1 pseudogene is annotated in these 259 nt (G+C 63.7%); it reads left to right on the top strand.

Features of this window, described 5'->3' with window-relative positions:
* Window positions 1–10: 10 nt before the first annotated feature.
* A pseudogene (locus ACYYG1_RS17615) lies at window positions 11–259 on the top strand (MFS transporter); the annotation flags it as partial.

The following is a 259-nucleotide window of genomic DNA, read 5'->3' as shown; positions in this document are numbered from 1 at the left end:
CGGCGGACCGATGTTCGTCTTGCCGCGCGGTTGGGTGATGTTTATCGGCATTCTGTGCTTTATCATGTTCCTGGCGGAAGGCTCGATGCTCGACTGGAGCGCGCTGTTCCTCACCACGCTGCGTGGCGTCGAACACAGCCAGGCCGGGCTGGGTTATGCGCTGTTTTCCATCACCATGACGCTCGGCCGCCTCAATGGCGATCGGGTGGTGAACTCGCTGGGCCGCTACCGGGTGCTGCTGCTGGGCAGCCTGTGCGCC

The organism is Desulfocurvus sp. DL1XJH-121, assembly GCF_054819825.1.
This window is presented reverse-complemented; position numbering and strand designations above follow the sequence as displayed.